General features: G+C 43.3%; 4 protein-coding genes, 1 tRNA gene and 1 other RNA gene. 5 read left to right on the top strand and 1 reads right to left on the bottom strand.

Annotation, left to right across the window (positions count from 1 at the left end; translation table 11 throughout):
• Positions 1 to 638, bottom strand: a 638-nt coding sequence (locus V7Z69_RS09600; RefSeq protein ID WP_334139767.1) for a helix-turn-helix domain-containing protein, incomplete at its 3' end; no start/stop codon positions are given.
• A 219-nt stretch (positions 639 to 857) separates the two neighbouring features.
• Here V7Z69_RS09600 and V7Z69_RS09595 point away from each other — a divergent pair.
• From V7Z69_RS09595 to corA, 5 genes are all read left to right on the top strand, one after another.
• Positions 858 to 935: transfer RNA gene (locus V7Z69_RS09595), tRNA-Pro, on the top strand.
• 143 nt (positions 936 to 1,078) lie between these two features.
• The gene (gene smpB / locus V7Z69_RS09590) at positions 1,079 to 1,531 is read left to right on the top strand and encodes an SsrA-binding protein SmpB (protein ID WP_014163372.1); all 453 of its coding nucleotides are present in this window, start codon (positions 1,079 to 1,081) and stop codon (positions 1,529 to 1,531) included.
• Positions 1,532 to 1,540: 9 nt separating this feature from the next.
• Positions 1,541 to 1,893: a transfer-messenger RNA gene (ssrA, locus tag V7Z69_RS09585) on the top strand.
• Positions 1,894 to 2,164: 271 nt separating this feature from the next.
• On the top strand, positions 2,165 to 2,731 hold the full coding sequence (locus V7Z69_RS09580; RefSeq protein ID WP_334139766.1) for a hypothetical protein: 567 nt from the start codon (positions 2,165 to 2,167) through the stop codon (positions 2,729 to 2,731).
• Positions 2,732 to 2,873: 142 nt separating this feature from the next.
• On the top strand, positions 2,874 to 3,950 hold the full coding sequence (corA, locus tag V7Z69_RS09575; RefSeq protein ID WP_334139765.1) for a magnesium/cobalt transporter CorA: 1,077 nt from the start codon (positions 2,874 to 2,876) through the stop codon (positions 3,948 to 3,950).
• Positions 3,951 to 4,123: the final 173 nt, after the last annotated feature.

Below are 4,123 nucleotides of genomic sequence, written 5' to 3'. Positions count from 1 at the left end.
CCTTTAGGAGAAAAGAATATAGAATGACCGTCACTGTAAATACTCCTGGGAACCCCGTAATCTTCCACCATCTGCTTCAAAACATGCAGATACCCCAATAAATCTTCATTGGGCCTGAAATAAAGGCCCAAAACCTTCCCCGTGGCGTCATCTATGGCTCCATGAAGACATAGCTTGGAGCTTTTTCCCTCAAACCAATCGTGGGGACTAGCATTGCACTGCACTAACATGCCCTCCATAGGCATTCGATTCCTAGCGCGCCTCCTCCTCGGAGACTTGTGAGTATGCTTGTTGGGTATTGATGCCTCCTTGAGAATGCGACCTACTGTCTTGGCCGATACAAATATTCCATCGTGCTCTTTCATTAGCTCCGACATGTGTTGGTAGCTGGCTCCATGGTATTTACCCACTGCAAAACCAACTATGGCCTCTTTTACCTCCTTCGGCGTAGCGTGTTTAGGCTTCCTCCCCCTGTTGCCATGCGCCAGCGCTGCTATACCTCTTTCCTTCACTCCTGACTTCAGCCTCTTTATTTGGCGCTCACTCAACCCTAATACACACGACGCCTCCTTCACCGTCACAACGCCCTCCATCAACCGCTCCATAACATATACACGCCTAGATTCCTTCTCGCTCAAATATACGTCACCCCTACTCATGGTGACATTTTCTCTGTCCCCTTACAGGGTGACAATATCACTGTCCGGCGACACACATGCTTGAAGTGCTTGTTCAAGGACCCCAAATATACTATCATTTATGTGTAGTTTTTATCAATCTTGTATTATATCGGATATCACATAAATTGAGGTTTTCGTTGACTGAAACCCTTTATAGGTGCTAGAATGCACCTCGTTCGGGGCGTAGCGCAGTCTGGTTAGCGCGCCTGGTTCGGGACTAGGAGGTCGGAGGTTCGAATCCTCTCGCCCCGACCAAGTTTTGAATCAAAAGGATCCCAGGAGGGATCCTTTTATTTATTTTCATTATTTCAAAGCGCGCACCAAAGGGTTGTTGCAGTTTTGATTATTATTGACCAAACGCACCAAAAGCGGTATAATACACGGCAGTGGAGGGTGTTATGGCAAGGACGGTTGTAGCCAGAAATAAGAAGGCGCGGCATGACTATTTCATAATTGAAACTTATGAAGCGGGCATCCAGCTTACTGGCACCGAGATAAAATCTGTGCGAGCTGGAAAGGTGAACTTGAAAGATGGTTATGCTAGAATAATCGGCTCGGAAGTCTGGCTATACAATGTACATATTTCTCCATACGAAAAAGGTACGTATTATAATCACGATCCTTTGAGGCCAAGAAAGCTTCTTTTAAGGTCTGAGGAGATAAAAAGGCTTATTGGCAAGATAAAAGAAAAGGGTTTGACTCTTGTGCCTCTTGAAATGTATTTGAAGGACAATAAGTGGGCCAAAATAGAGTTGGCGCTGGTTAAAGGAAAGACCAAACATGACAAGAGAGAATCTATAGCCGAGCGTGATGCCAAAAGAGCAATGGAGAAAGCTCTGAAGAGGCACTAGCAGATAAATGGGGGCGATAGGTTTCGACGGCAGGATGGAGGGCCTTGTGAAGCGTGCCGAGTTCTCCGCATCTCGTTAAAAAGCGGAATCGCACAATAAGTGCCAACGAAAATTACGCTCTGGCTGCTTAATTGAAGTAGCCCGTCCTTGAAAGCCTTTTCCGCTTGGGCTTTCAAAGGGCGTCACATAAAGCGGATGCCCTGATAACCGCGCTTCCCGGTTATCAGGAAAGATAAAGGAAGCTAGGAAACAGGAATCCTGTCCCTGGGAGACCTGTTTCGACACTGAAACAGGGACTGCGCACGGAGAAACACAGGGTTGGCCCCTGTCGGACCGGGGTTCGATTCCCCGCGCCTCCACCAATAAAAAAAGTTTTGATGAGAAAAACTCCGCTTTTAGGGTTAGTCCTGGAAGTGGAGTTTTTATTTTCTATATAATATTCATATAATATTCTTCTTCTACTGCGATGATTCAAATACTTTTCCATTATTGTTGCGCTTGTATACATGTTGCTTTGTGATATTATACTTTCATTATGATAATTAAGATATCTAGTTTAACTGCGAAAGTGGACCGGATAGGAAGGTGACAATTGTGAAAACTAAAATTTTGGCCGCTTTGTTCTCCACAGGCTTGATTGCTTTTTTGGCTTTAGTGGTTATGGATACGCATTTAACAGATGCTAAGATTGAGGCCTTTTTAGAAAACCAGCAACACAACCAAACCTTATCAGAATTAGGTAAGTACCAAAAAGAGGAAAGACGGAGATTATGCAAAGGTATGTACCATATTGTGACATATACTGCTAAAGGTACCAGATCCGAAGCTAGGCATGGATATGTTGAAATAGAAGGATATATGGTTCCAGACATCTTTGTGTGCTTGTCCTACAGAGACGGGGCGGTTGTTTCCCTTACCCGGTCCAACTTATGGGGAGATGATGGGTATTGGCCCAGCTTAGAGGTTGTTTTGCCAGAGAAGAGGGGGGCTCCTTTAACAGTAAAAGAAAAAATAAAAGGTTGGCGCATTTCACAGGATGTGCCCTCTAATCTTCCAGGGGATTGGGTATTTGTAAAATGGAAAAATGGCTCAGCTTGCGTCTCCGCTAAGAAATTGAAAAATTTTGCCGAAACAATGGACCTTCCTACGATAACGAGAGAAGGAACGGAAAGACCTTTAAGGAAACTACCAAGGGAATAGTGATCTTTGTATATCCACAAAAAACAAATCAAAATACCTAGTTGGGCCCAAAAAAGAAGACAAAATATAAGGCCATTGCCTGAAACCTGTTAAAGTCGCTGGGTGGGGTTCGCCCAGCGCAAGCATCCTAGGATGGGGGAGGGTGCTCTTGAGGAAGAAAAGAAAAGGAAAACTAACTCAAAAAATAGGAACACCTCCTGGCACATTGATATACACTGGAGACAACAAAGACTTAAAGCCCAGGATAAGAGTATTCGAGTTCGATGAGGAGTCCTACAAGGAAAAAGAGCTTTCAAGCCTTGACGACTGGGATTTTTCTCCAGATAACGATACAGTTTATTGGGTGGACGTAGTGGGACTTAGTGATAGTGAAGAATTGTTCCGCAAGCTTAGGGATCTTTGCGGTATACATCTGCTTGTTCTTGAGGATGTCCTCAATGTAAATCACCGTCCCAAAGCAGAATATTTCGATGATTACATTTTTGTCATTTTAAAGATGCTGACATATGCAGACGACAATGGCGTTGGAGTGGAATCCGAACAAGTCAGCCTCATATGGGGCAGCAATTACGTTGTTACATTTCAAGAAAGAGAAGGCGATGTGTTCGAGGGCATAAGGGACAGGATTAGGAATAACAAAGGCATAGTAAGAAAAGAGAAGGCTTGCTATCTTGCCTATTTATTGATTGATTCCGTGGTAGACAACTACTTTGCCGTTCTTGAGAAATTGGGGGAAAGGGTAGAAGAATTTGAGGAGCTGGTTATCACAGATCCATCCTATGAAATTGTGGGTAACATTCATAATCTTAAGAGAGAGCTTATTGAGCTTAGAAAATCAATATGGCCATTGAGGGAAGTTTTGGGAGTCCTCTACAAGGGAGATTCGGATATGATAAAGCCCTGCGCAGTTTATTTTAGAGATGTATACGATCATACAGTTGAGATAATAGACATAGTGGAGACCTATAGAGAGATGGCAAGTGGTTTACTGGACGTTTTTCTTTCAAGCTTGAGCAACAAGATGAACGAGGTTATGAAGGTTTTGACCATGATTGCAACTATCTTCATTCCTCTTACCTTCATTGCTGGGATATACGGGATGAATTTCAAGTACATGCCAGAACTGGATTGGAAATGGGGATATCCTTTGGTGTTAATAGTCATGGTCTTTATCAGCATCTGTATGGTGCTATATTTCAAAAGAAAGAGATGGTTTTAACGGCTGCTGCAAATTGACCTCCCTTTGTTTGTTTTTTGCCGATTAATACAATGGTTAGACCCCCTTCATATAAATCCATATAAACAGTTACAAGTTCCTAAAATTTTCTGATTAGCAGTTGTAAGGGGCCACAAATTGCTTCCGTTTAATTAGTTGAAGGAGATGGTGGGAGT

Source organism: Thermovirga lienii, from assembly GCF_036847465.1.
GTDB classification, from domain to species: domain Bacteria; phylum Synergistota; class Synergistia; order Synergistales; family Thermovirgaceae; genus Thermovirga; species Thermovirga lienii.
Note: the sequence above shows the minus strand (reverse complement) of the source record. Positions and strands in the feature narration are given on the sequence as shown.